At 36.6% G+C, this 26031-nt stretch carries 18 protein-coding genes and 2 pseudogenes; 13 read left to right on the forward strand and 7 right to left on the reverse strand.

Going from position 1 to position 26031, the window contains the following annotated elements; genetic code table 11:
* Window positions 1-3: 3 nt before the first annotated feature.
* From C245_RS0110690 to C245_RS0110715, 6 genes are all read right to left on the reverse strand, one after another.
* The gene (locus C245_RS0110690; protein WP_017496593.1) at window positions 4-312 is read right to left on the reverse strand and encodes an antibiotic biosynthesis monooxygenase; all 309 of its coding nucleotides are present in this window, start codon (window positions 310-312) and stop codon (window positions 4-6) included.
* Between the two features lie 88 nt (window positions 313-400).
* The gene (locus C245_RS0110695; protein ID WP_017496594.1) at window positions 401-1816 is read right to left on the reverse strand and encodes an adenosine deaminase; all 1416 of its coding nucleotides are present in this window, start codon (window positions 1814-1816) and stop codon (window positions 401-403) included.
* A 237-nt stretch (window positions 1817-2053) separates the two neighbouring features.
* A complete protein-coding gene (locus tag C245_RS0110700; RefSeq protein WP_017496595.1) occupies window positions 2054-2338 on the reverse strand; it encodes a GNAT family N-acetyltransferase in 285 nt (94 codons plus the stop codon).
* 6 nt (window positions 2339-2344) lie between these two features.
* Entirely contained in the window at window positions 2345-2740 is a 396-nt protein-coding gene (locus C245_RS0110705) for an OsmC family protein (RefSeq protein ID WP_017496596.1), read from the reverse strand.
* A gap of 2 nt (window positions 2741-2742) precedes the next feature.
* The gene (locus C245_RS0110710; protein WP_017496597.1) at window positions 2743-3624 is read right to left on the reverse strand and encodes a pirin family protein; all 882 of its coding nucleotides are present in this window, start codon (window positions 3622-3624) and stop codon (window positions 2743-2745) included.
* A 372-nt stretch (window positions 3625-3996) separates the two neighbouring features.
* On the reverse strand, window positions 3997-5097 hold the full coding sequence (locus C245_RS0110715) for a DNA alkylation repair protein (RefSeq protein ID WP_017496598.1): 1101 nt from the start codon (window positions 5095-5097) through the stop codon (window positions 3997-3999).
* Window positions 5098-5291: 194 nt separating this feature from the next.
* Between C245_RS0110715 and nadC the strand changes: the two genes are divergently transcribed.
* From nadC to priA, 7 genes and pseudogenes are all read left to right on the forward strand, one after another.
* Window positions 5292-6149 (forward strand): carboxylating nicotinate-nucleotide diphosphorylase, encoded by an 858-nt coding sequence (nadC, locus tag C245_RS0110720; RefSeq protein ID WP_017496599.1) that lies wholly within the window; start codon window positions 5292-5294, stop codon window positions 6147-6149.
* Between the two features lie 138 nt (window positions 6150-6287).
* Window positions 6288-7202: pseudogene (locus C245_RS22920) on the forward strand (YihY/virulence factor BrkB family protein); the annotation flags it as partial.
* A 21-nt stretch (window positions 7203-7223) separates the two neighbouring features.
* On the forward strand, window positions 7224-7643 hold the full coding sequence (locus C245_RS24385; RefSeq protein WP_232424351.1) for a DUF2147 domain-containing protein: 420 nt from the start codon (window positions 7224-7226) through the stop codon (window positions 7641-7643).
* Window positions 7644-7662: 19 nt separating this feature from the next.
* Window positions 7663-8406, forward strand: a complete 744-nt coding sequence (bla-B1-FLAV, locus tag C245_RS0110730) for a subclass B1 metallo-beta-lactamase (RefSeq protein WP_017496601.1) — start codon at window positions 7663-7665, stop codon at window positions 8404-8406.
* Window positions 8407-8492: 86 nt separating this feature from the next.
* Window positions 8493-8729, forward strand: coding sequence for a hypothetical protein (locus tag C245_RS0110735; RefSeq protein ID WP_017496602.1), 237 nt, complete (start codon window positions 8493-8495; stop codon window positions 8727-8729).
* Window positions 8729-9133 (forward strand): type II toxin-antitoxin system VapC family toxin, encoded by a 405-nt coding sequence (locus tag C245_RS0110740; RefSeq protein WP_017496603.1) that lies wholly within the window; start codon window positions 8729-8731, stop codon window positions 9131-9133. Before C245_RS0110735 ends, C245_RS0110740 begins: the two co-directional genes overlap by 1 nt.
* A 57-nt stretch (window positions 9134-9190) precedes the next feature.
* Complete coding sequence (gene priA / locus C245_RS0110745) at window positions 9191-11641, forward strand: primosomal protein N' (RefSeq protein ID WP_017496604.1); 2451 nt, start codon at window positions 9191-9193, stop codon at window positions 11639-11641.
* 1 nt (window position 11642) lies between these two features.
* Here the strand turns inward: priA and C245_RS0110750 are convergent, their stop codons facing one another.
* Window positions 11643-12341 carry a LytTR family DNA-binding domain-containing protein gene (locus tag C245_RS0110750; RefSeq protein WP_026110001.1) on the reverse strand — a complete coding sequence of 233 codons (699 nt, stop codon included), beginning with the start codon at window positions 12339-12341 and terminating at the stop codon, window positions 11643-11645.
* A 177-nt stretch (window positions 12342-12518) separates the two neighbouring features.
* On the opposite strand from C245_RS0110750, the gene rpsF reads away from it, so the two are divergent.
* The 6 genes and pseudogenes from rpsF to C245_RS23680 form a co-directional block, all read left to right on the forward strand.
* Window positions 12519-12860 carry a 30S ribosomal protein S6 gene (gene rpsF, locus C245_RS0110755; RefSeq protein WP_007810575.1) on the forward strand — a complete coding sequence of 114 codons (342 nt, stop codon included), beginning with the start codon at window positions 12519-12521 and terminating at the stop codon, window positions 12858-12860.
* Window positions 12861-12865: 5 nt separating this feature from the next.
* Window positions 12866-13162: a 30S ribosomal protein S18 gene (rpsR, locus tag C245_RS0110760; RefSeq protein ID WP_002987043.1), complete on the forward strand. Its 297-nt coding sequence runs from the start codon at window positions 12866-12868 to the stop codon at window positions 13160-13162.
* 68 nt (window positions 13163-13230) lie between these two features.
* Window positions 13231-13671 (forward strand): 50S ribosomal protein L9, encoded by a 441-nt coding sequence (rplI, locus tag C245_RS0110765; protein WP_017496606.1) that lies wholly within the window; start codon window positions 13231-13233, stop codon window positions 13669-13671.
* Between the two features lie 100 nt (window positions 13672-13771).
* On the forward strand, window positions 13772-16942 hold the full coding sequence (locus tag C245_RS0110770) for a TonB-dependent receptor (protein ID WP_026110002.1): 3171 nt from the start codon (window positions 13772-13774) through the stop codon (window positions 16940-16942).
* 118 nt (window positions 16943-17060) lie between these two features.
* Window positions 17061-17534, forward strand: coding sequence for a DUF6495 family protein (locus C245_RS0110775; RefSeq protein ID WP_017496609.1), 474 nt, complete (start codon window positions 17061-17063; stop codon window positions 17532-17534).
* 1228 nt (window positions 17535-18762) lie between these two features.
* A pseudogene (locus C245_RS23680) lies at window positions 18763-26031 on the forward strand (hypothetical protein); the annotation flags it as partial.

The following is a 26031-nucleotide window of genomic DNA, read 5'->3' on the forward strand; positions in this document are numbered from 1 at the left end:
TGCTTATTTTTTGTTTTCAAAAACCGTTTCAAAATGTTCTACAATCGGAAAAGGTTCGTAGTAGTGGTGTAAGATCTTTTTCCATTGCAGATAAGCCTCAGAGGTTCTAAAGCCCACTGTATGATCTTCAAGAGTATTCCAATCTACCAATAAAAGATATTTGTTTTCGACTTCAAGGCATTTCTCTAAACGATGTCCTAAGTATCCGTTTATAGAGGAAATATATTGACTTGCTTTCGTAAAATCAGCTTCAAATTGTGAGGCTAATTCCGGTTTAACAAAAAGATATGCAGCTTCAAGAATCCTATTCATTATTATGATTTTATCCGCTTGATCCGCTAAATCTGCAAGAGTAAAAATTTCTCACACAGATTTAGCTGATTCGGCAGATTTTTTTGTACTAGTTTTTAGAGAACTTCGCTTCGAAAGTTTTAAAACGGTTGTCCAGATCCTTAATCAATTGTTTTTTAACCGCTTCATCCTGAATAAAACTGTAGTTAATACTGTTGTATACGTATTTTTTTATCGTTGCATAGGAAACATCAGGGTATCTTTTGGCTAGTAAAACATATTGCTCTGTCATATTAGTTCTCAAAATTCCGGCATCGTCTGTACTAATTACAATTGGCACATTAAATTCTTTGTAAAGTGTAAACGGATGTCTGTTTTCCTTTACTTTCAAAATGAACTCGTTGCTCGTTAAGTTAATCTCGATTGGAATATTTTTTTGAGCCATGTGACGCAATAAATCATATGAATTTGCTTCGTACGCAATATCAACACCATGTCCAATTCTGTTGGCTCCGGCGATGTGAATAGCGTCGTTAATGTGCCAGGTTAATTCTTCCGGCTGAACCAGTCCTAAAGTCAGTTCGCCAGCATGAAGCGTATATTTTACAGCAGGAAACTTAGAATTACAGTATTTAAACATGACCATGTGCAACCAATAATCTTTCATGGAGTTTTCGCCATGTTCTGGCGAAACAATGTTTACACCTGCAACCAGTTTACTGTCGTTGGCAGAAATAAAGGCAATCGTCAGGTTTTTAAATAAATCTACAGGATCCATAAAACGAAGCACAAAATTTTGATAACGCATGGTAAAACGCTCGTCGTCAATTTTCAGATCCTTGTGCAGTTTGGCAATAAAATTTGTATTGAAGTCTGCAGCATATTTTTTGGCTTCTTTCTTTTGAAGTGATTGGTACAATTCGTCTAAAAGCTTTAGAGCTGCTTTTTCATCTTTTTGAGTCGCGGTCTGGCGAAGTTTTGCATTGAAATCAGCAAGGTCAGAAACATTCATATCACACGGAATCGTTGATAATTGAGTTTCAATATAACTTACATTTTCAGCCAGAGCACGTTTTTTTAATTCCAGCATTCCTTCGGCAAAATGGCCTTTAATAGTAGGTTCGAATTTTTGAAAAGAATCAAAAAACAAATCATCAGAAGGTACAGAACCATTATAATCTTTTGCAGACCAAGTTTGCATAACCTGTTGTTGGTAATGATCTAGTTTGCCATCCTTTTTTAGAGAAGAGAAGGTTTGCCAGTTTCCTTTTTCTGGTTTTGTTTTAGAAACTTCCATCGTTTCTAAATTCAAATAAAAATCTTCTGCAATAGCTCTTTCTAAAAGAGGTTCTGCATAAATCGATCCGGAAAAATGATGGTGTAAATCGCCGCCTTTTGGCATTTGTTGGAAGAAAGCTGTGGAAAGCGCTTCGTTGTTTCTTATTTTTTCTAAATAACTGTCAGCCGTTTGAGAAAAGCCGATCTGTGCTATAAAAATACAGAAAAGTGTAATTATCCTTGTCATACTCTAAGTTTAAATTACATGCAAATATACGAGTTTCTGCCGAGATTTAAAAATTGATTTCGTTGTGTTGTTTTTTTACCGCCAAGAGCGCAAGGTTTTGTTATGTGCTAAATTTTATATAAACGCAAAGTTCGCAACGCTTTACCTAAAAAAAACTTTTCGAACTTTGCGTAATTCTTTGCGAGCCTTGCGGTTAAAAAAAACTTAGAACCTCAGTCCCTCAGCCTCTCAGCCCCTTTAAGAAAAAAGTACGTCGTGAATTTCCTCGACCTTATCAAAAACGCTTTTTGCAAAAGGACAAAGCGGGATAATTTTTAAATCGTTTTTTCGGGCATATTCTACGGCGGCCATAACCAGTTTTTTACCGACGCCTCTTCCGTTAAATTCCTCATTTACTTCGGTGTGGTCAATGATGAATTTTGAATCACCTGCCCAGGTATAAGTCATTTTTCCGGCTTGTTTTCCATCTTCTACAGCTTCAAAATAGCCTCTTCTTGTATCGTTTATTTGTTGAATTTCCATGATGTGTTATATTAGTGTGGTTTTTATTTCGATTGAATTTGTTAATGTTTTATGTATCGGACAGCTGTTGGCAATGGTTTCAAGACGTTGTCTTTGCTTGTCGTCGACCTCGCCGATAATTTCTATTTTTCTTGTAAACAAGGAGATTTTTTGGTCGAGATCTCTTTCAAAGTCAACTTTGATATTGATTTCGGTAACCTCCCATTGTTTGCGATTGATATACATGCGAAGTGTGATCAAAGTACAGGAGGCTAGAGAAGAGGCTAGCAATTCTGACGGACTAAATCCTAAGTTTTTGCCTCCCATTTCTTGCGGCTCATCTGCAATTACAATATTTCCGCTGGCAGATGTGATCTCCGTGCGATACAAACGGGTGTCAATTTGTGCTGATAGTGTATCCATAGTTATCTCATTTTAGGATCAGGTAAAGGAACAAAATCCGTTTCGCCCGGAACCTTAGGGAAAGTCTGTTCTGTCCAGTCTTTTTTAGCTTTTTCTATTCGGTTTTTATCAGAGGAAACAAAATTCCAAAAGATAAAATGTTCTTCCGGGAAGGGCTGTCCCCCAAAAATATAAACTGTTGTGTTTTCGGCTATTTCGAACTCGCATAAAGTACTGTCGTTGGTAATCAGAATTTGTTTCGGATCGTAAACATGTTCTCCACTTTTAATACTTCCTTCGAGAATGTACAAACCGCTTTCGCCAAAAAGATCTTTTCCAATGTTGATTTTTCGGGCTTCGGTGCTTTTGATTTCGATAAAATAAAGCGGACTATATACAGGAACAGGTGATTTTTTGCCAAATGCTTCTCCCGCGATTAATTTATACGAAACGCCATCTTCTTCCCAGCTCGGAATATCACTGGCTTCCACATGTGTAAAGTTAGGATCCATTTCTTCCAGTTCTTTAGGTAATGCCACCCAAATTTGAAGACCGTGAAGCATCTTGTCAGAATGTCTTAAATATTCAGGCGTTCGCTCTGAATGTACGATCCCTTTTCCGGCTGTCATCCAGTTTACGGCACCTGGTTTTATTTCCAGTTCGGTACCCAGACTGTCGCGGTGCATAATGCTGCCTTCAAATAAAAAAGTCAAAGTAGAAAGTCCGATGTGCGGATGCGGAGGAACATCCATATTTTGATACTGATTTAAATGTGCCGGACCCATATGGTCGATAAATACAAACGGACCAACGGCTCTTTTTTCACGGAAAGGCAATAGACGACCTACCATAAAGTTGCCAATATTGGCAGCGCGTTCTTCGATGATTAAACTGATATTTGACATGTTCTTTGTTTTAGTTGAAAGCAAAATTACAGCTGTAGTCACAATCTGTAACTTAATTTAGATTAAGAAAGTTTGTTTTTGGTATTCTTTATAAAAGTAAGGAATAGAATTAAAAAGATTTGATTTGAATTGAAAAAGAACACCAATTACACCAATTTTCACGAACTAATTTTGTGTAATGATTGAACACATAGAAACATAGAACCCTAAATTGGATGCGGAGGAAGGTTCAAGAAAATCAAGTTTTTTTCACAAAACGATGAATCTTATTTAAAATGAAATGACTTTATATGTACAATCAAAAACTATGTTTTTATGTGTTTAAAAAATTACTCAATCAATTTGTGTTAATTTGTGTAATTCGTGTTTTAACTATTCAATCAATTCAAAATCGAGGGTTTCGCTTTCTGTCCCGTTAATAATGATAGACAACTGATGTTTTCCGGTATGAAAAACACGTGTTGTAATGATTTTAAATGACTGATTTCGCTCTACTTTAATGGTTTCATTGGGCTGATAAACCTTCTCACTAATTTTAAAGACTTTTTTTGCCAGATGTCCTTTCGCTTTTTTATAATGAACGGCATATTCTAAACGAATCGTTTTCGGGTCATTATTTTTATTGTTCAGATGAAAGTGAAACTGCAGATAATCTCCAATTTTTACAATTGGTGTCTTGATTTCAAAAGAAGAAAGTTCGATATTAGCATTGTTCAGACCATAATGATGCAGAATTTCTGGATGTCCCTGTTTTAATAAAGTACGACAGCCGTGTTTAATGATTCCATCCGTTTCTTTACTATGACCTTTCCATTTACGGGCAATTTCCAAGACGATTTGCGGATTGTCTTTTACAATATCGTTTAGATTATTGGCGACACTTCGACGCACATATTCTGAAGGATCGTTTTTTAAATTCTCTAAAATTGGCAGAATAGAGTCAGGGTCTTTTTTTAAGTACGGAATCGCCATTGCCCAGGGTAATCTTGGTCGGCTACCTTCACTGGCCAATCTGCGAACATGATGATTTTCATGCAGAGACCATTTGGTCATTTCATCAATCATCTGTTCTTTGTATTTTAAAATGAAAGGACGAACAGCAAATTCGCAGCTTATAAATTGAGTGATAGAAACAAAGGCTTTCGCTGAAGTTTTAAAATCATCCAGGCCGTACATTTCGATATAATCAGCAAAAAATATAAATGCCAGATTACTATCGGTAAAACTGTTTTTCTTTAAGTTTTCAATTATTTTGTCCAGTAAAGAAGTAGCTTCCGGGAAATTTTTAGGCATAAACTGATGTAAAACAACGGTGGTGTGTTTCATGCGGTCTTTCCATTCTTTTTGGCTAAAATCGCCTTCATAAATGGCTGCAATAAATTTTTGTTTGTCAAATGTCGGATGTACTTCCGCGACAGTCTGACCAAATTGTTCGTAGAAAGAAACGGAGTAAATGTCTTTAATTAATCCCATGATTTTGTTTGAATGAACCTCAAAGATATTTAATGTTTGTTAATTATTTAAGCTGGTAAAAGATTAAGTTTAGTTAAGAGTTTAATCTTTATTTTTCTCTATCTTCGGCTAATTTCTCAATTTTAAAATCAAAGCGAAGCTTTTAAATCCACAAAATATGTCCTACTTTAGCATCATATAAAAATTTTAGGAAAATGATTAGCGAAGAACAGTTTCAAAGCGAATTACAATTATTAATCAGCAATGCCATTCGGGAAGATGTAGGCACGGGAGATTACAGCTCGCTGGCTTGTATTCCGGACACGGCGCACGGGCAGGCTAAATTACTGGTGAAAGATCAGGGAATTATTGCCGGCGTTGCATTGGCGAAAATGATTTTTGAATACGTAGATCCGAAATTAAAAATGAAAGTTTTTATAGAAGACGGAACTCATGTAGAATATGGTGATGTAGTTTTTGAAGTTTCAGGAAGTTCTCAGTCCATTTTAAAAGCAGAGAGAGTGGTTTTGAACAGTATGCAGCGTATGTCGGCCATTGCGACCAAAACAGATCAGTATGTGCAGCTATTGGACGGAACCGGAGCTAAAATCTTAGATACCCGTAAAACGACTCCAAATTTCAGAGTTGCCGAAAAATGGGCTGTCAAAATTGGAGGAGGAGAAAACCATCGTTTTGCATTGTACGATATGGTCATGCTGAAAGACAATCATATTGATTTTGCAGGAGGAATTACACTTGCAATCAAGAAAACCAAAGAGTATTTAAAAGAGAATAATTTAGATTTGAAAATTATTGTTGAGGCCAGAAATTTAGATGAGATTCGCGAAATTTTATTAAGTGAAGGCGTTCACAGAATTTTAATCGATAATTTTAATTATGAAGATACTAAAACAGCAGTGCAATTAATAGGCAACAAATGTCAGACGGAATCTTCGGGTAATATTAATGAAAAAACAATTCGTGAATACGGACTCTGTGGTGTCAATTACATTTCATCAGGAGCACTAACGCACTCTGTTTATAACATGGATTTAAGTTTGAAGGCTTTTTAAATGAAATGTGAGTTGTAAGATGTGGGAATTAGCTATGAATAAAGACTAAAGAAAAACATAGTTAGTAAAGATCTAAAATTTACATGTTATATTCGAATTATCTAAATATCTAACAATCTAATAATCTAAAAATTAAAGATGTCAAAAGAGATAGAAGAACGGATTGAGAAAGTTCCCGTGGTACGATCTGTAGTTCGTTTTTTCAAGAGAATAAAATTACCCTGGCTTGAAGGTTTTTCGTTATACGATTTGCTTGAAATGTATACCATCGGTATTATTGAAGGAGCATTTTCGTATCATGCGAGTGCTGTTTCGTTCAGCTTCTTTATGGCTTTATTTCCTTTTGCATTATTTATTTTAAACTTAATTCCCTTTATTCCTATTGAAGGATTTCAGCAGGACTTTTTGCAGTTTGTGCAACAGGGAGTTCCTCCGAATACCTACGAGGCGATCAGTAAGATTATAAGTGATATTTTAAACAACAGTCACTCCGGTTTATTGTCGTCGGGATTTTTGCTTTCGATATTTTTAATGGCAAATGGTATTAACGGTATTCTTAGCGGTTTTGAATCCTCGAAACATGTCTTTGATAAGCGCGGTTTTCTGAATCAGTATTTGGTGGCGCTGGCAATTTCACTCATCATGACTATTATATTGTTTGTAACAGTAGCGACAATTGTTGTTTTTGAGGTATTCATTCAAAAAACAATTATTCAGGATGTGTTAAGCGATCGCATTCCGTTGATTATTTTGGGGCGATATTTGTTCGTTATTTTAATGATTCTGATAACCTCTTCACTATTATTGCGTTATGGTACGAGGCAATATAACAAAGTGCCTTTTATAAGTATTGGGTCCGTTTTTACAACTATTTTAATTGTGATATCTTCATTTTTTTTTGGGATTTGGGTTATAAAATTCTCAAAATATAACGAACTTTATGGTTCGATAGGTACATTATTAATTCTAATGTTTTATATTTGGATAAACTGTATGATTCTGCTTTTGGGATTTGAACTGAATGCCACTATCAGAAAATTAAAACAAAAAAAAATAAATAAGATGAAAAATTGGATGTTAACGATTGGTGTTTTTTTTCTAACATTAGGCACGATTCAGGGCCAGGGTGTAATTGGAAAATGGAAAACAGTTGATGATGAAACCGGTGAAGCTAAATCGATTGTAGAGATTTATGAAAAATCCGGTAAAGTGTATGGCAAAATTGTAGAAATACTTCGCGAAAACCACAAAAAGGACTTATGTACTAAATGTGACGGAGCGGATAAAAACAAACCAATTTTGGGTATGGTTATCATCAATGGACTTAAAAAAGACGGTTCTGAATACAGTGGAGGAACCATTTTAGATCCAACAAACGGAAAAAAATACAAATGTTATATTGCATTAGAATCAGCAGATAAACTAAAACTTCGTGGTTATGTTGGTATTTCTATCATGGGAAGAACACAATACTGGAGTAGAGTGAAGAATTAATTTTATAAAAAATAATAAAATGCGAAAATTAGCATTGATAGCTTTATTTCTGATACAGCTATCCCATAGTTTTGCACAATCTAAGAATTCGCCATTACAAATAAGTCATCTTACGGGTGACTTTTATGTTTATAAGACGTTTCACGATTACAATGGTACGCTGATTTCAGCCAATGCCATGTATTTGGTTACAGATAAAGGAGTTGTGCTGTTTGACGCTCCTTGGGACAAAACACAATTTCAGCCTTTGCTGGACAGTATTAGAGCAAAACATCATAAAGAAGTTGTGATGCATTTCGCCACGCACTCACATGAAGACAGGGCAGGTGGTCTGGATTTCTACCGTAAAAAAGGAATTAAAACCTATACGATAAAAGCAACAGATCAGATTCTGGAGAAAAACAAGGAAGCAAGAGCTGAGTTTGTTATTCCGGATGATACCTTGTTTACAGTGGGGAAATATACTTTTGAAGTATATTACCCGGGAAAAGGACACGCGTCAGATAATATTGTGGTTTGGTTCAATAAGCAAAAAGTACTTTACGGAGGTTGTTTTGTTAAAAGTGTCGAAGCAAAAGATTTGGGCTATCTTGGAGATGCAGATGTTAAAGAATGGCAGAAATCTATTCTGAAAGTACAGTCGAAGTTTAAAAACCCAAAATACATTGTTACAGGTCATGATGATTTGAAAGATTTGACCTCTTTGAAGCATACATTAAAACTGGTTAAGGAATACAATGCGGCAAAGCCTTTTGGTAAGTAATACTTTTTTAGAATAGATTGCAAATTGTTGTAGTTGTAAAAAGCTTAACTTTGTCTATTATATGAAATAATTAAACTTGAAATAAGATGACTGTTACGGATAAAAATTTACTTGAGACCTACTCAAATTTATTTGAAGGACTGAGCTTTTCTAATAAAATAGAGTTAATAGAGAGATTGACAAAGTCTATAAAAGGAACTAAATCTAAAGAAAGTAATTTTTATAAATCTTTTGGAGCATTTAAATCTGAAAAATCTGCTGAGGAAATTGTTTCTGAAATTAAATCTAATAGAAGCTTTACAAATAAAGAAATTAAGTTTTAATGAGATATTTACTTGATACAAGTACATGTGTTTTCTTTCTTAGAGGAAAGCTTAATCTTGATGTAATGGTAAAAAAAGTAGGTTTGGAAAATTGTTACATTTCTGAAATAACAGTTGCTGAACTTCGTTTTGGCGCAGAAAATAGTGATGATCCAGTGAAATCTAATAAAGCCGTCGATAATTTTTTAAATGGATTAACAATAATTCCAATTTTTGGTTCTATTAAAAGATATGCTATGGAGAAAGTCAGACTCCGAAAAATTGGGAAACCAATTAATGATGAATTTGATCTTTTAATTGGGGTGACAGCAATTGAAAATCAATTAACACTTGTAACTGATAATATTAAGGATTTTAAGATGTTGGATGGAATTCAAATTGAAAATTGGTTTGAAAGAAGTTAAATATTTTTCTTTTTGTCACTGTTTAGTTTTGTTTTAAAGTTTCTATAAAATATCCACATGTTTTTTATTGAAGTCGTTTTACCGCTTTCATTAGCTAAAACTTTTACCTATCGTGTTTCTGAGGCTGAATTCCATTTTATTAAAAAAGGAATGCGGGTTGCGGTACCATTTGGTAAAAATAAAATTTATACGGCATTGGTTATTGAGTTGCATCAAAACGAACCGGGTTTGTATGAAGCCAAGGAAATTCATCAGATATTAGATGAAAAGCCAATCGCAACCGAAGTTCAGATTAAGCACTGGCTTTGGGTGGCGAATTATTATATGTGTGCGATCGGTGATGTTTATCGAGGTGCTTTTCCGAGTGGTCTGTTGTTAGAGAGTGAAACGGTTGTTTCGTATAAAACTGATGCGGAAGTAAATCAGGACGAACTTTCTGATGATGAATATTTAGTCTATGAAGCCCTGCAACAGCAAAGTTCTTTAAGAATTCAGGAAATTATTTCGATGCTGAATAAGAAAAATATTCTTCCTGTTCTTCAAAAAATGATTGCCCGAAATATTATTGTTTTAGAAGAAGAAATTAAAGAAGGATACAAACCAAAATTGGTTCGATATGTGAAGCTGCATGCTAAATATGAATCCGATAATGGTTTGGGAGAATTGTTGGAAGTTCTAAAAAACGCCAACAAGCAAAAGGAATTGGTGTTGGCGTATTTTCAAATTATGGCCTCTGAAAAGAAACCAATCACTGTAAAAAAGTTGGTTGAGGTTTCAAATTCTACTTCGGCTGCCGTAAAAGCTTTGATTGATAAAGAGATTTTTGAGGAGTACCTTTTGCAGCAGGACAGAGTTTTGTTTACAGGGCGAACAACAGACGATCAATTGTTGTTAAGTGAAGCGCAGACGAGAGCTTTTGTGGCTATTAAAGAGAGTCTCTTAGAGAAAGAAGTGTGTTTACTGCATGGAGTTACCTCAAGTGGTAAAACAGAGATTTATATCAAACTGATTGAAGAATATTTGCAAACGGGAAGACAGGTTCTTTATTTGCTGCCCGAAATCGCTTTAACGACACAATTAGTTTCAAGATTAAGACTTTATTTTGGTGATAAAGTAGCAGTTTTTCATTCAAAATACAGTAATAATGAAAGAGTTGAGGTTTGGAAACAGACTCTTGAAAATTCAGAGAAAGCGCAAATTGTAATAGGGGCAAGGTCGGCTCTGTTTTTGCCTTTTGACAATTTAGGTTTATTGATTGTAGACGAAGAGCACGAACAGACTTTTAAGCAAACAGATCCTGCGCCACGTTATCATGCCAGAGATGCTGCAATTGTTTTGGCTAATTTTCATAAAGCAAAAGTACTGTTGGGGTCGGCGACACCAAGTATTGAAACCTATTTTAATGCACAGGCCGATAAGTATGGTTTGGTATCGCTTACGGAACGTTATAATAATGTTCGAATGCCTGAAATTCTTTTAGTGGATTTAAAAGACAAACATTTCAGGAAAAGAATGACGGGTCATTTTAGCGATCTTTTAATTGAAGAAATAGGAGAGGCTTTGTCTTTGGGAGAGCAAATTATTTTGTTCCAGAACCGACGAGGATATTCACCTATAATAGAATGCATGACCTGTGGTCATGTACCGCATTGTCAGCAGTGCGATGTGAGTCTGACTTTTCATAAGCATAAAAATCAGTTGCGTTGTCATTATTGTGGTTATTCGATTGCAAAGCCAACACATTGTCATAGCTGTTCGAGTATCGATTTGACGACTAAAGGATTTGGTACAGAACAAATCGAACAGGAGCTGGTTACACTTTTTCCCAAAGCCAAAACCGGTCGAATGGATCAGGATACGACTCGTGGTAAATTTGGTTTCGAAAAAATAATAGATTCTTTTAAAAATCGTGAAATTGATATTTTGGTCGGTACACAAATGCTGGCGAAGGGACTGGATTTTGATAACGTAAGTTTGGTTGGAATTATGAATGCGGATAATATGCTGCATCATCCCGATTTTAGAGCCTTTGAACGCAGTTACCAAATGATGACACAAGTTGCGGGGAGAGCCGGTAGATCTGAAAAACAAGGGAAAGTGGTGATTCAAACCTATAATCCGAATCACAATACGATTCAGCAGGTAACCAATCATAATTATATAGGTATGTATAAGGAGCAATTGTATGATCGCCAGATTTACAGATACCCCCCTTATTTCAGAATTATAAAACTGACTTTAAAGCATCGTGATTTCGATAAATTGAAGGAAGGTTCGATGTGGTTGTATCAGGTTTTGAGTCAAAATTTGAATATGCCGGTACTGGGGCCGGAAGAACCAGCGATCAGCAGGATCAGAAATGAGTATATCCGAACGATTTTGATTAAGATTCCGCAGAACCAGCATTTGGTTAATACGAAAAAAACTATTCAGAAAATGCTGAATAGTTTTGAGGCTGTTGCTCAGTACAGAGCTATAAAAGTTATTGCCAATGTTGACTTCTATTAAATTAAGAAGAAGTGGAGAGTGCTTTTACCAGATCTTCTTTTTTGTTTCGACTAAGAGGAATTTTGGTAATGCCAATCTCAGCAAATTTACTGTTAAAGCGTTCTACTTTATCAATGTTAATGATATAGGACTTGTGCACACGAATGAATTTGTCTTTTGACAGATCATTTTCAAAAGATTTCATGGTCGAAAGCACCAGATTACTGTCGTCTTCGGTAACCACTCTTACATAATCACCAAAAGCTTCAATCCATTTGATTTTTGCAGTGAATATTTTGAGTTTTTTCAGATTACTTTTGATAAATATATGTTCGCCTTCTTCTTCTTTGATGTCCTTTTTTAGTAAATGCATATCAATGGCTCTTTTTACAGAGGCATTAAAACGATCTACCGCAATAGGTTTCTGAAGGTAATCCGTAGCGTCATAGTCGAAAGCTTTTAAAGCATATTCTGCTTTAGAAGTAATAAATATAATTTGTGGCTTAGATTTTAGTCCGTCAAGAAAATCAAACCCATTAATAACGGGCATTTCTATATCAAGAAAAATTAAGTCAATATTATTTAGAGAGATACAGCTTTTTGCCTCTATTGCATTTGAAAAATCCCCGATTAAATGCAAACCTGGGTGATTATTAACTAATTTTGCAATAATAGTTCTTTGTATAGAACTATCATCTACAACAACACAGTTTAGCTTCATAACATAAAAATTTAGAATAAATTCAGGATAGCAATAGTAAATGTATTCTTTTTTTAAGAAAAAAACTAAAATTGGCATGTATTTTTTGCTGTACAACGAATAAAAGTAAAAAAGTGTTGTATATTTAAATTTTATGGTTACTTTTGCACCCAATTTTAACAAATAAATATATTGTTTATGAATCATTATGAAACTGTTTTCATTTTAAATCCCGTTTTATCTGAAGTTCAGGTGAAGGAAACAGTAACGAAATTTGAAGAATTTCTTACTAGTAGAGGAGCTGAAATGGTATCGAAAGAGGATTGGGGTCTTAAAAAAATGGCTTACGAAATCCAAAACAAAAAAAGTGGTTTTTATCACTTATTCGAATTCAAAGTAGCTGGAGAAGTTCTAATTGCTTTTGAAACTGAATTCAGACGTGACGAAAGAGTTATGCGTTTCTTAACTGTAAGTTTAGACAAACATGCTATTTCATGGGCGGAAAGAAGAAGAGCAAAATTAAAATCTACTAAAGCGTAATTATTATGTCTACAATCGAGCAATCTGCAAAAGGAAAAAAAGACGGAGATATCAGATATTTAACGCCTTTAAACATTGAAACTAACAAAACTAAAAAGTACTGTCGTTTCAAAAAATCAGGAATCAAATACATCGATTATAAAGATGCTGATTTCTTATTGAAATTCGTTAATGAGCAAGGAAAAATTCTTCCTCGTCGTTTAACAGGAACTTCATTAAAATACCAAAGAAAAGTGTCTGTAGCTGTAAAAAGAGCTCGTCACTTAGCTTTAATGCCATACGTGGCCGATTTATTAAAATAGTATAAAAAAAATCTAGTCGCTGGTTTCTGTTTAATCAGAACCTAACTTCTAAAAATAAGGACAACAACATGGAAATTATTTTAAAACAAGACGTACAAAACTTAGGATTTAAAGATGATGTAGTATCTGTAAAACCTGGTTACGGTCGTAACTTTTTAATTCCTCAAGGTTTTGCTGCTTTAGCAACTCCTTCTGCTAAAAAAGTTTTAGCTGAAAACCTAAAACAAAGAGCACATAAAGAAGCTAAAGTGGTTGCTGATGCTAAAGCATTAGCTGAAACTTTAAAAGCTCTTGAAATTAAACTTACTGCAAAAGCTGGTGGAGAGAAACTTTTTGGTTCTATCACAAACATCGACATTGCTGAAGCTTTAGAGAAATCAGGTAACGCTATTGATAGAAAATTCATTACTAGTGGTATCGTAAAACGTACTGGAAAATATACAGCTAGCATCCGTTTACACAGAGATGTTATTGTAGAATTAGCATACGAGATTATCGCTGAAAAATAACATTTTGTTAACTTCTTGTTAATAAAATATAAAAACCACTCTTTTGAGTGGTTTTTTTTTGCCTAATTTTGAGAGGAATAACACTCTCAAAACCAGGAAAATGAAAAAAATCTTTGCATTATTACTAGGTGTGTTTGCCATAACCACTGCTATCGGGCAAACCACAACGTCGAGTATTAAGGGGATTATCAAGAGCTCTGCCAACGAACTCTTGCCCGGCGCTACTATCTTAGCGATCCATACTCCCACAGGAAGTAAATATTCAGCTGTTTCCAACGAAGACGGAAGGTTTAATATTTTGAACATGAGAATTGGAGGCCCGTACAAAATTGTGGTGACTTTTGTAGGTTTTCGAAATCATGAATATGCCGATGTGAATCTCGATTTAGGAAAACCTTTTAATCTTGATGTGGTTCTGGAAGACGAAAGTCAGACGCTCGAAGAGGTAAAAATTGTGTCTAAGGATAAAGTTTTTAAAAGTGGCAAAACGGGTGCCGAAACTACGATTGGAAAACGGGAGTTAACGGCTTTGCCTACAATTTCAAGATCGGCGGAAGATTTTACGCGTTTGGAGCCAACGGCAAGCGGAGGTTCTTTTGGTGGAAGAAACGATCAATACAATAATTACTCCTTAAATGGCGCGGTATTTAATAATCCGTTTGGACTAGATGCTGCAACACCGGGAGGTCAGACCGGATCACAGCCTATTTCGCTTGATGCTATTGAGCAGATTCAGGTAGCGACGGCTCCTTATGATGTTACTTTGTCGGGTTTTACAGGAGCTTCTGTTAATGCGGTAACTAAATCGGGGACCAATGAGTTTCATGGTACAGCTTATGGTTTTTACAGAAATCAGGATTTGACGGGAAATAAGATCAAAGGAGAAAAAATATTTGTACCTACTTTAGAACAAACTCAGGCTGGTTTTAGTTTGGGGGCTCCTATTATAAAGGATAAATTGTTCATCTTCGGAAATTTTGAAATTGACAAACGAAGTGATTTAGGATCCAATTTTGTGGCCAATAATAATGATGGTGTGACCGGAATTAATGAATCGAGAGTTTTAGAATCGGATTTAATTGCGGTTTCAAAGGCCTTAGCTAATTTAGGTTATGAGACGGGACCTTATCAGGGATTTAAGCATGAATCGAATTCGAATAAAGGGATTATTAAGATAGACTGGAATATCAATGACAATCATAAACTGGCGGTTATTTATAATTTTCTGGACGCTTCAAAAGACAAACCGGCGCATCCTACTGCACTGGGTTTTAGAGGACCGAATGCTTCTATTTTGCAGTTCAGAAATGCCGGATATCAGATTAATAATAACCTGAGTTCTTTTCTGGTAGAGTTGAATTCTAAATTTAGTGAATCGGTTTCTAATAAGTTGCAGGCGGGTTATTCTCATTTTAATGATTACAGAGTGCCATTTTCAGTTCCGGCTCCTGTGATTAATATTCAGGACGGAGCAGGTGCTAATTATATTATTGCGGGGCATGAGCCTTTTTCTATCAATAATACTTTAGATCAGAAAGTTATTCAGATCACCAATAATCTGAATTATAATGTGGGCAAACATGCGTTTACTTTTGGCGCTTCTTTTGAGAAGTTTAAGTTTGAAAACTCTTTTAATCTGGCCGGATATGATAATTTTGGAAATCCAAACGGATATGCCGGAACCTTCTTTACACCCTATTTCACAACACAGGATTTTTTAAATGATGCGGCTAAGCCTTTTGCTACGAGTATTATTGCGCAGAATTTGAAATACGCCCAAGATGTTTTCGCTGCCAAAAATAATTTTAAAGTAGGAACTGATGGGGGATGGAAACTGGCGGAATTGAATGTAGGGCAGCTCGCATTTTATGCACAGGATGATATTAGTATCGATGATAATTTTAAACTGTCTTTGGGATTAAGAATTGATAAGCCTTTGTATTTTAATACCGCCGATCTGATTCAAAAATACATAGATACTAATAATGGCGGAGCCAAAAGAAATAACGATACCGATTATTTTGATCCTCAGACAGGACAGGCGGTTAAATTGATTTCGACCAATTTGCCAAGTGACCGAATTTTATGGTCACCTAGAATAGGTTTTAATTGGGATGTTAAAGGTAATGCTACTTCACAGCTTCGCGGGGGATCCGGAATTTTTACCGGAAGAATTCCTTTTGTGTGGTTGGGAAATCAGGTAAGTGGTGCTGATGATGGCTTTTTGCAGATTATGGATCCGGATTATAAATGGCCACAAGTCTGGAGAACCAGTTTAGGGTTTGATCATCGATTTGAGAATAATTATATCGTAACAGCGGATTTGTCTTATAATAAAGATATTAATGCAGTACACGTTCAGAATTGGGGATTAAAATCTCCAACCGGAACATTAGCAGGTGTGGATAACCGACCTATTTATCTTGCAGCGGATAAAGGGGCAAACAATGCTTATGTAATGACGAACTCGAATAAGGGAAGTGCGTTTAATGCCACTTTAAAAGTGCAGAAAAACTTTGAAAACGGATTGTACGCGAGTGTGGCTTATAATTATTTAAAATCTAAAGATGTTAACTCTATTGAGGCTGAAATTACAGGTGATGCTTTTGCTTTTAATCCTGCTTTAGGAAATGTAAATAACGATGTGCTTTCGAATTCTAAATATGGAGACAATCATCGTTTTATAGCAGTAGCTTCCAAGAAATGGAAATATGGAAAAGATAAATGGGCGACAACAGTGTCGACTGTTCTCGAATATGCACAAGGAGGGCGTTTTAATTACACGTATGGCGGAGATATTAACGGAGACGGCTCTAGTGTTAACGACTTGATTTATATCCCTACAACGGCTGAAATTGCTTTGATGAATTTTAGCGCGCCAGGAGAAGGTGCTGCTTTTGATCAGTTTATTTCTCAGGATAAATACATGAAGGACAGGAGAGGACAATATGCTGAGCGTTATGGAGCAATATCTCCGTGGAGAGGCAGATGTGATTTGAAAATTCTTCAGGATTATAATTTTAAGATTTCTTCCAGCTCAGATAAAAAGAATACCATTCAGTTTAGTATTGATGTTTTGAATTTCGGTAATTTACTGAATTCAAATTGGGGAGTTGTTCAGGTGCCTACAAGTGTTCAACCTATTGGGGTTACAGTTGCCGGAAATACACCAACGTATACTTTTAATGGTACGCAGACCAAAACGTTTAATTATGACGCTAGTTTATTGTCCAGATGGCAGGCGCAATTTGGTATACGATACATCTTTTAGTAAAGCAAAAAAAGTTATAAATTTGCCCTCGCATTTGCGGGGGCTTTTTTTATAAGTAATAGAGAAGTTCCGAAATTTTACACAAGCTCTTTTTAGAGTGTTTAACACAAGAAAAAAAATGAAATACGCAAGATTAACAAAAGAGCAATTTGATGAGTTGCATGCAGAATTTGCAAGCTTTTTGGCAACGCAGGCTATTGATAAAGCAGAGTGGGACGCTCTTAAAATAAATAAACCGGAAGTTGCGGAGCAGGAACTGGATATTTTTTCAGATTTAATCTGGGAAGGTGTTTTGTCGAGAGCAGAATTTTTGGAGCACTTTTCTAAAAATCATATCTTCTTGTTCCAGTGTTTTGAAACTCATGTTCAGTCGATCGTATTGAAATCATTGGTTGCTGAAACTGATTTTTTGAGTAAAGAAGGATTGCAGTGGCTGTCTGATAATATGTTTACCGAAAACATAGAAATGAAGGTTGGAAAAAAAGTGTTCACAGAGGAGAGAAACGCTTCTATTTTTGAATTAATTCAGCAAGGAGCATTTTTAAGTGACGGTCAATTGTTTACACAGATTAATACAATTATTGAATCATAGCTTTTTTTAAGATTAAAAATTAGTAAGTGTTTAACGTTTAGATGTTTGCTAATTTTTAATTTTTTAACTTTTGTTGAAGTTTTAATGTTTTTTTTTACCCGTATTTCTACGCATTTTTTCTGAATAATTTAAAGAATGGAGTTTTATTGTGGTAAATATCAAATTCTTGCTGTTTTTATGTCTTTTTTGTTCAATTTCAATCGATTACCTTTTTAAAATGTAGTCTTTTACTTTCTTTTTTAATGATTTTGAAAAAAGATAAAATATTTTCATTCTTTTAATTCATCTCATTTTGACGTTATTAGGGCAGGTTTTTCCGATGATTTACCTGTTTTTTCTATTTTCGTTTTTTATGTAAATTGAAAAAACAGGAAAATTATACTTGTTTAGTGTTTTCCTTTTTTCTAATTTTAGTATAAGAAAAAGTTAAACAAAACTTTTTTGTTCTTTTTCCAAAAACAACTATTTAAGTTATTATGTAATACATCAAATAGTGTTTTTTGTATGATTATCTAGAGTTGAGGTTTTTTATAATAACTTAATTAGTTTGCGTATGGAATTGATCACTACTTTCTTTATCAAGTTTGCATTAGGTTTTCGTATTATTTTAGCTTTATCTTGTAAGAGTTTGAAAAAAAATGAATTTATCATCAAATTTAATTTTTGTTCCACTTCAGACTTGTTTCATAAATTTTCCAGTTTTAATATTTTTTTATTTTCAAATCCCAATAAGGGGTTTGTTGATGAAACGTATTGTTGTGTTTAAAAATTTTTTAAATCCGCACTGCGTTTTTTAAAATGAATTGATTCAATTTTTAGAGTTCTGTTCTAAAAGAAACAAAGTTTATAAAAAGAGTAATCAACTTTTTATGAATATTGAATCAGACTATATAGGAGGTAGAATTTCCCAATTCTCCAAAACGTATATTTTCTTTCATGAAAATTGGTTAATAACAAATCACCCTTTTTGGAAGTCTGATTTCGATCGGTATTTCCGCACTTTTTTTGGTATGTCTTTTATTCGAAAGAATAGGAGCGGTTCTTTAATGTACTTCTGTTTAGAGTGTACAGCATGATTTTTTTTACTGAAATGTTGTTTACATTCTTAGTATTCTGGGAATCTAAATTTTATTTCAACAAGTTGATTATTAGAGTTTTTTGAAATTGCCTAAGCATAAGTGCTTATCGCAAGAGGTATTTTATTGTCCATTTTCTAATCTTCCAAATTATGAAAAAAAAATTTACTTTTTATGATCTTCTTATGAAGAGGAGATTATTGGGATTAATTTTTTTACTGCTCTTTTGCAATGAAAATTTTGCCCAGACTTTTTGTAGACCCATCTCTCAAACGAACAGTAGAGCGGGAGTATGTTTGGGAACTACAGAAGTACTAAACCCAACCTTTGCTTATGATGCAAATACAAGTACGTATGCATCATTAACCAATGCGCTGGGTGTACTTTGTTCCGTGCAGGAAACAGTTAAATTTAGTCAGATGGCGAAAGCCGGTGACCAGATTGTAATTGTTTACGGATCAAATGCCGATTTGCTGGATGTTGGATTATTGTCTAATGCGACAATTCAGCCAAGCAATTCAGTCAATAGTACAAGCAGTACGGCATTGGCTTTAAACAGTCCGTTGCTGAATGTGAACGCTATTAGCGGAGCAACTACTGGTACAATAAAGTATACCCTAACAGCCGATTCCGATCAGGTAAAGGTAGAAATTGGCGGGTTACTTAGTGTCTTGACCAATATACGTATATACGATGTGCGATTGGAGTTTGCAAAACCAACCATTACCGGAGGAGCAACTCAATCTGTCTGTGTAGGACAGTCTATTGCACTTACTGCAACGCCTGCTGCCGGAACTACATTGGCCTGGTACAGTTCGCCAACATCTACCACAGCTCTTTCAAGCGTGAATACTTTTACAACACCGGCATTAACCACAAGTACTACTTATTATATAGGTATAACAAGAAGTGCAGGTTGCGAAAGTGACGAAAGATTTCCGGTAACTATTAATGTTCTGGACCCGGTATTGCCAACGATAAGTACGGTTGGAACTTCAATTTGTTCTTCGGGAGCAACACAGGCAACTACCTTGTCGGTTATTAATCCGGTACTGGGAACGACTTACTCCTGGTACAGTGCACCAACAGGCGGTGTGGCATTGAGTACAGGCAGTACCTATACACCAACCGTTTCGACGGGTGTCACCAATTTTTATGTCGAAGCTTCGATTGGTTCCTGTGTGACACCAACACGAACTCTGGTTACTGTTACTTCAACTCCGGTTCCCGGGGTCGCTACTATTTTAACCCAAAGCGTATCTATATTATCCGGTCAGAATGCTACTTTAAGCGCTTCAACAGCTGAGGCGGGAGTAACTTTGGATTGGTATGATGTGCCCACTGGCGGAACAAAATTATTAGGAGATTCAAATACATTTACCACTCCAATATTAGTGGCAACCAAAACATATTATGTGGAGTCTCGTACTATTGCAGGAGGCTGCGTTAGTGCTACGAGAGCTCCTGTTACAGTAACGGTTTTAGCGAATCCTTTGGGAGGATGTCTGGAAGCTAACAGTCAGCAAACTACTCAAAACGGTCTTTGCTTACTTTGCTCTTCAAGTGCCCAGAACAATTCTGTTGACGGGAATAGTACTACTTCGTCTTCTATAACGCTGCCAGTAGGTTTAGCCAATGGGTGGATTCAGCAAACCTTGCAATTTAATAATCCTGGAAAAACAGGTGATTTTATAGATGTTGATTTGGAGTTACCGGGAGGAATTGCTGATCTGAGCTTGTTAGGAGCTGTGAGTCTGGCTACTTATAATGGTGCGACTTATAATAATGATCGCACTTTTATCAATAACGCTCTGGTTACTTTACAGTTGTTGTCAGGGAATAAGTTTAGAGCAACTATTACAGCGGGAGCCAATTTTGATCGTGTAGAAGTTAGATTGGGCGGACTGGTATCTGCCTTAACTACTTTAAAAATTTATCAGGCTACTCATCGCTATAAGTTGCCATCATTTACAGGAAATACCACAATTTGTGGAGGACAAACAACTACTTTAACGGCAAATATTGTTGCTGGCGAAACTATTAAATGGTATGACGCGCTAACAGGAGGAACTTTATTAGCCAGTACAGCGGCTTATACTACTCCGGCTTTAACGGCAAATACGACGTATTATGTAGAAATTACTCGCGATGGTTGTGTGAATAGTGAAAGAAATCCTGTTTCTGTTACGGTAAATAACCCGATAGCTCCGACAGTGGTAACGGCCAGTCCTTCCAATTTATGCGGTGGAGCTACAACTTCAATAAGTGTTGATTCACCGGTTGTAGGGACTGTTTACAAATGGTATGATGCAAGCTCCGGTGGGAATTTGGTGTTTACAGGTACTGTTTTCAATACACCAAATCTGACCGCCACGACTACTTATTATGTAGAAGCTTCAATCGGAACTTGTATAAGTGCAACCCGTACAGCAGTTACCGTTACGGTTAATCCGCGACCTTCAGCACCCGTTGCGGTATCTTCTCACGTGATTATTCAATCCGGTCAGGATGCAACATTGGCAGTCGTGAGTAGTCCAGGTATTAATCACAATTGGTATGATGCACCAACAGGGGGAACTCTTTTGGCTACTAATGTAAATAGCTATACACCTAGTCCGGCTCTAACAGCCAGTAAAACATTTTATGTAGAGTCGGTAGATTTAACGTCAGATTGTACCAGTAGTACAAGAACCGAAATTGTTGTTACTGTAATTAGCGGAGTGAATAATTGCTTATTAGCCAATTCACAAATAACCACTAAAGGAGGAACCACAAACTGTTTAACCTGTAGTTCCAGTGCAGATGGAAACTCTGTAGACGGTAATAATGCTACAGCAGCTACTCTTTCAATACCTATTGGTTTAGTAACAGATCATATTCAGCAAGATTTAACTTTTCCAACAACGGGGCAGACAGGCGATATTATAGATGTGGAACTGGGAATTCCTGTCGGACTTCTTGATATTAGTGCACTTTCTAATGTTAGCCTGCAAAGTTTTAACTCGGGGGTACCTAACGGAGATTTTAGCACCATCAATAATCTTCTGAATGTTCAGATCTTATCCGGAAATCGTTTCAAAGCAAGTTTTGCTGCAGCGGGTACTTTTACCAGTGTGCGTGTTCGATTAAATGGATTAGCTACTGTTTTATCAAGTCTGGAGATTTACGAAGCTTCTTATAGATTTGCTAATGCAGTAATTACAGGGAACGCAACACCAATTTGTGCCGGACAAACAGCTTCACTTACAGCAAGTGCTGCAGGTGGAGATACATTTGTGTGGTACGATGCTCCAACCGGAGGAAACATTGTAGCTGTGAATCCAACGGCTGCATTAAGTGCTACTACTACATTTTATTTAGAAGCTACACGTGGCGGAACTTGTATTAATACAGTTCGTCAGGCTGTTACGGTAACAGTTTTACCTCTGCCGACAGCTAGTGATATCAATATAACAAGCCCCGTAACAGCTTCTTGTGCCGGAGGGATTGTTTTGACTCCTTCTTCTCCTTTAGCAGGAGCAACATTCAAGTATTATTTAGATGCAAGTAAAACACAGGAAGCAACCGGAACGATAGCCGGGGTTACTTATTCTAAAGATTTAGGAACAGGCGCCCTTACCATCAGCGGACTTACAGCGTTAAATGCTCCTTATACCTATTATGTGTCTGTGCTAAATGGAGGTATCTGTGAGAATGCATCAGGATTTCTTAAGGAAGTTGTTGTTAATTTCCCAACAGGTACTGCTTTAACCGTAACACCAACTTTGTCTGGTTGTGCTAAAGTAAGTCTGAAAGATGCGATTACAAATTTTGATACATCGGGAAATACTACTTATACGTTCTTTGATGCGGGAAATAATCCTATTACAGATCAGGCCGCGTCAAATATTACTGCAAATGGTAATTACTTTATTCAGGCTCAGCTTAATGGGGGCAATTGTCCATCAGTTAAGCTACCTGTAGCAGTAACGGTTAATCCATTACCAACTTTAACAGTACTAACAAATTCAGTAGCGGTTACTAAAGGTTCTTCAGTTGCCTTAACAGCCACTTCAAACGGGACTATAACCTGGTACGATCAGCAGGGTAATGTGTTGCCTTCAAATAATACAGGTGTTCTTAATACGGTTGGTGTTTTTGCTTATACCGTAGTAGCCAGTAATGGTACCTGTACAGTTAGCCAGACTATCACGATTAGTGTGATTGATCCTGCTGCCTGTGATACCTTACAAGAAAGAGTGTACGCCAATACTCAGTCTTCAGGAACAATTATTACAGGAGGGGTAACTAACGGGCCTCTTGCTGCCGATAATGATCCAAGCACATATTCAACTATTACAACCGGTTTAGGGCTTTTGGGTATTGGAACAACCTGGCAAAATTTGCAATGGCCAACTACAATTGCCAAAGGAACACCGGTAACAGTAAAATTAGGTTTAGAAAACAGCTTACTTGCTGTAGCACAAAGTATCTCGGTTGTAGGTACTAAACGTGACGGATCTAATAACCCTATCGATATTGGAACATTACAATCGGTTACAGGATCTTTATTGAACCTGTTACCGGGACAAAATTCATTCGAATACACTTTTGTTCCTTCTAATGCTTCCGGACTTCAGGATTACGACGGTATCCGTGTGCAGCTGGGATCTGTTTTAAGTGTAGCACAAAATATCAATGTTTATGATACTTATTACAAAAGAGAAGTAGCTCAGATCACTTGTGGTCAGGGCGATATCGAAGATGTTTTCTCTGGTGTAAAAGATTTAGGAATAGGAGCTTTAACCGCTACGGTTGGAGTTTCAAATCCATGGAATATAGCCGATAAAGATATTGCAACTTATGCAACAATGTTTAACGCTGTAGGAGTATTGGCAGCTTCAGAGTTGACTGCAACTTTTAGAACGCCATCGATGGTGGGTGACAGTTTAAGAATTGTAATTTCTAAACCGGGAACAGTTTTAAATCTTAATTTACTTACCGGATTTACCATCCAGCTTTACTCCGGAAACATTCCGGTTGGCGGACCAATTGCCAATACAAGCAGTCTTTTGACTTTAAAACTGCTTTCAGGAGATACAATGGCTATGACTATTGTTGCACCTCAAACGCAGCCTTATGATAAAGTAGTGATAACTTACGGAGGTGTTGCTACTGTTTTAGATCAGCTTAGAGTTCATTCAGTAGATCGTACAACCAATACAGAAGTGATAGGGGCCGATCCTGATAATAAAATAACGGTCTGTCCGGGAGCCAACCTCACGCTCGTCGTCCCTCCGAAGCCTTGTGCTGATTACGCCTGGTACGATTCGCCTACGGGAGGAAATCTGCTGGCCAGCGGTCAGACTTATACACTTCCTGCTACATTAGCTGCCGGAACGTATAAATATTATATTCAGCCAATTCGTTACGGATGTCCGGCTCTGGAAAGAGGTGAAGTTACAGTAACTGTAAGAGCAACTGTTCCTGCAGCAACTATTACTAACGTAACTATAAATGGAGGTAGTGCAACTATTATTTGTTCTGAAAGCGGTACAGTAACACTAGATGCTGTTCTAAGTGCTACACCAGTACTTACCAATCCGGTATACCACTGGTACAGTTTTGATGGTACAACAAGTCAGCCAATTCCTGGTCAGGTAACCTCTAAATTAATAGTTACCGGTTTACTTCCGGGGACTTATACCTATTATGTTGGAGTAAGTTCTGACGAGTATTGTGAAACTGCTCCGGCAGACAGAAAACAAGTGACTTTTACTATTTTGCCAAGCTCACTGGTATCCGATATTTCAATAAACAATGCTTCTATTTGTCATGATACACCTGCGGTACTAACACCGTCAAGCGCTCTGACAAATCCTGTTTTCTCCTGGTATTTAGATGCGAACAAAACGCAACCTATTTTTAGCGGAACAATTGGCGGAGTAACCTATGCAATTAGTGGAAGCGGAGTTTTAACCGCTACAGGTTTAACACCGGCAATGAGCCCGATGATTTATTATGTTGCAGTTTCAAGTGATTTTACTTGTCAGAATAAAAATGGAGAATTAAGATTGGTGACCGTACTTATTAATGATCCGGGTACACCAACATCTACCACTTATAATCAGAATTTCTGTTTGATAAGCAATCCTACAGTTGCTAATCTTCAGGCCGATCAGACTAATGTGGTTTGGTACAGTGCAGCCACAGGAGGAGTCGCATTAAATCCGACAACTGCTTTGGCAAACGGAACCTATTACGGTGCGATTAGAGATGTGAATGGTTGTGAAAGCTCAGTTCGATCAGTTGTAACCGTAATCGTAAACGATCCGGGAACACCTGTGATTACTAAAACTACTCAGGACTTCTGTTTGGTGAATGCGCCAACTTTTGCATCGATCGATGTAAGTCCTGCTGTTGCTGCCAATATTGTTTGGTATACAGCGCTGACCGGAGGAACCTTAATTCCATCTACTACAGCTTTAACTACCGGAGTTTATTATGCTGCGATCAAAGATCCTACGACTCTTTGTGAAAGTAATGTAAGATTAGCAATTACGATAAACGTAACTGATCCGGGAACACCTGTGATTACAGAAACTACTCAGAACTTCTGTTTGGTCAATGCACCAACTTTTGCATCAATCAATGTAAGTCCGGCTGTTGCTGCCAATATTGTTTGGTACACAGCACTTACCGGAGGAGTTTTAATTCCATCCACAACGGCTCTGACTACCGGAGTTTATTACGCTGCGATTAAAGATCCTACAACTCTTTGCGAAAGCAATGTTAGATTAGCAATTACCATCAACGTAACCGATCCTGGAACACCAGTAATCACTAAAACTACACAGGATTTCTGTTTGGTAAATGCTCCAACTTTTGCTTCTATTGATGTAAGTCCTGCTGTTGCCGCCAATATTGTTTGGTACACGGCTTTGACAGGAGGAACTTTAATTCCATCCACGACAGCTTTGACTACCGGAGTTTATTATGCTGCCATCAAAGATCCAACAACTCTTTGTGAAAGTAATGTGAGATTGGCAATTACAATAAATGTAACCGATCCTGGTACTCCAACTTTAGTTACTGCCGGAACGCAAAACTTCTGTTTGGTAAATGCTCCAACTTTTGCCAGCGTTCAATTTAATGAAGCGAATATTGTTTGGTACACGGCGCTTACCGGAGGAACCGTTATTCCTTCTACTACAGCTTTAACTAGTGGTACTTATTTTGCAGTAATTAAAGATCCAACAACTCTTTGTGAAAGTGCTGTTAGATTGTCCGTAACAATTAGTGTTACCGATCCAGGTACGCCAACTTTAGTTACAGCAGGAACACAAAACTTCTGTTTGGTCAATGCACCGACTTTCGCGAGTGTTCAGTTTAATGAAGCTAATATCGTTTGGTACACAGCGTTGACTGGAGGAACCGTTATT

It is taken from the genome of Flavobacterium sp. WG21 (assembly GCF_000335775.1).
Classification (GTDB): domain Bacteria; phylum Bacteroidota; class Bacteroidia; order Flavobacteriales; family Flavobacteriaceae; genus Flavobacterium; species Flavobacterium tructae.